Source organism: Sporomusa sp., assembly GCF_057736855.1.
In genome coordinates, this window is sequence record NZ_JBYKYF010000052.1 from 1 (window position 1) to 2,807 (window position 2,807).

Genomic DNA, 2,807 nt, shown 5'->3' on the forward strand with positions numbered 1-2,807 from the left:
GATGATCATAATAAATAAAAAGGCTATCGACAATACTTTGTCGACAGCCTGAAACCTGGCTACATCGCCAGGTTTTTTATGTTTACAAATTATTTGTCAACTTATTTTTTTGAATAATTTCTAATATTCGGTTTGCTGTTTCCTCAATCGCTTTATTAGACACATCAATTACTGGGCATTGCAGTTGGCGCATAATAGAACGAGCATATTCAAGCTCTTCGTTGATTCGTTCAATTTTAGCATAACTGGCATCCGGGCCTAAACCCATAGTTTTGAGACGTTCAGAACGAATTTGGAATAATTCTTGCGGTGGCGGTATTTCTGGCACAAGTGGCACATTTGCCACTTTCACTTTTTTATGAGCCAAATACATGCTTAATGGGGTTTTCGAAGTGCGCGAAACACCGAGAATTACAATATCAGCTTTTAGCAATCCCCATGGATTTTTGCCATCATCATATTTTACCGCAAACTCTACTGCTTCTACCCGTTTAAAATATTCCTGGTCAAGTTTATGAATAAGCCCTGGTTTAAGTCTAGGAGTAATGCCGCTGATGGCTTGTACGGCAGTAATCATCGGTCCCATAATATCAATGGTTGGAATAGCATATTTTTTAGCCTGTTCTAACAATGCTTCACGCAAATCTGGAGAAACCAGGGTATGACAAATAACACAAGCATGTTTAGATGCTTCTTGCACAGTTTCAGTAATTTGTTCTACCGAGTTGATATAAGGTACTCGGATGATATCAAATTCTCCGGAATTAAACTGACTGGCTGTAGCGCGGGCCACCATTTCAGCAGTTTCACCAAGAGAATCTGATAATGCATAAATAATCGGCAAATTAGCTATAATTGTCACCTCCTCGTCCCTCACCGATTTCAACAAACAATCTGGTAATATTGGTTTTAGTTATGCGCCCAACAACTTCGTGCTCATGACCTTTGTTGCCTCGTGCTTCCGCCGGAATAACCACCGGCAGACTGTCCACCTCGTTGTCAATGATTTTTTTAGCTGCTGTCAAAATAGGTTCATCTGGAGTCGTTACAATTATTTTCGGCATTGGTGTCATAAGTACGTTTACAGGCATTTTATGCAAGTCATTTCCACCCATAGCTACTTTAAGCACATCTTTGCGTGATACTACTCCAACTAATATGCCTCCTGGCTCGACAACATATACAGAACCGACATCTTCCAAAAACATGGTAACAACAGCATCATAAGCACTCGTGCCAGAGCTTACAACAACAGGTACTGACTGCACATCCTTTACTTTTATTCGATTTATTTGTTCGGTAAGCAGGTTTAAAGTATTTTTGCCGGTATAGTAGTATCCAACTTTAGGGCGGGCTTCTACCATACCAGACATTACCAGGATAGCTAAGTCAGGCCTGAGTGCCGCTCTGGTTACACTAAGACGTTCAGCAATTTGTTCCCCAGTAATCGGGCCTAACGTTCTAACCATCTCAGCAATTTTTTCTTGCCGCGGCGTTAACCCCAATAAATGCCCCCCCCTTTAATATTGATACAAAATACCATCTCAGCAAGATCAGTCCTGCACTATATTTTGTTTTCTAGCAGGCACACCTGACTAGAAAACAATTTTAGTCAAATCTGCAGTATGGGCAGCTAGACCAGTAATGGCTTTCAATAAAGCTAAACGATTGTTCTTGACAGCCGTATCTTCTACCATAACCATAACAGCTCCAAAAAATGCATCAATTGGTGCAGCCATATCAGCTAGGACTGTGAGCACACCCTGATAATTTTTTTCTGCTTCATACTTTTTAATTGCCACACGGGCATCTTCATAGGCTTTATATAAGGCATATTCGGCTTCGGCAGAAAATAAACTTGTATCAATGGTATCAGTATTGGCATTTTTTGCGAGATTTCCTACTCGCACAAGTGCTTGGACAGCTTTTTGCATAGCCATGGTTCCACCTTCAATGGCCATAGCTTTGGCTCTAAGCCAGGTATCATAGATATCATCAACCCCAACTGCTAACACAGCATCAATCATGTCATACCGTAAGCCTTCGTCATGTAGCACGTTTTTAATTCGCAGGCGGAAAAACTCCTGCATTTCTGCTATCAGCTTATTACGCCGTTCATTGTCATTAATACCTAATAAATCCATGGCATGAGCTGCTACAGTCGTTAAGGAAACATGATATTGAGCATCAATTAAAATATGAACAATACCTAGAGCCTGCCGTCTTAACGCATAGGGATCCTGTGAACCAGTCGGAATGAGTCCCCGGCTGAAAGTGGCAACAATATTGTCGATTTTATCGGCGATACTAATTAAACGTCCTGCCGTTGTTTGCGGTAATATATCACCGGCAAACCGTGGCAGATAATGCTCGAATATCGCTTGCGCAACTGCCGGATTCTCTCCATCGAGCAGCGCATATTCGCGTCCCATAATACCTTGAAGTTCGGTAAATTCACACACCATACCTGTTACTAAATCGGCTTTGGCCAGATGAGCCCCCCGATTAACAATAGCAAGCTCTTCCTGACTTGTTCCGAGCATCTGTCCAATGGAAGCCGCTAACCGTTCTAACCGCAGCGCTTTATCATAAAGTGTACCCAATCCTTCTTGAAATACAATGGATTTGAGCTTCTCAACCCGGTCAGCCAAGGCTACTTTTTGGTCTTCTTCAAAGAAGAATCTGGCATCAGCCAATCTGGCCTTCAATACTCGCTCATTTCCATGGCGAACAATATCAATATGCTCAGTTCCACCATTTCTTACGGTAATAAACATCGGCAATAGTTTGCCGTCTTTACCTGTTAC

General features: G+C 41.8%; 3 protein-coding genes. All 3 read right to left on the reverse strand.

Features of this window, described 5'->3' with window-relative positions:
• Positions 1–82 precede the first annotated feature (82 nt).
• Complete coding sequence (locus AC29Z1_RS05425) at positions 83–856, reverse strand: pyruvate, water dikinase regulatory protein (protein WP_488270452.1); 774 nt, start codon at positions 854–856, stop codon at positions 83–85.
• Positions 846–1,505, reverse strand: coding sequence for a transcriptional regulator CcpN (gene ccpN / locus AC29Z1_RS05430; RefSeq protein WP_488270439.1), 660 nt, complete (start codon positions 1,503–1,505; stop codon positions 846–848). The genes AC29Z1_RS05425 and ccpN overlap by 11 nt, the downstream gene beginning before the upstream one ends.
• 90 nt (positions 1,506–1,595) lie before the next feature.
• Positions 1,596–2,807, reverse strand: a 1,212-nt coding sequence (glyS, locus tag AC29Z1_RS05435) for a glycine--tRNA ligase subunit beta (RefSeq protein WP_488270440.1), incomplete at its 5' end; no start/stop codon positions are given.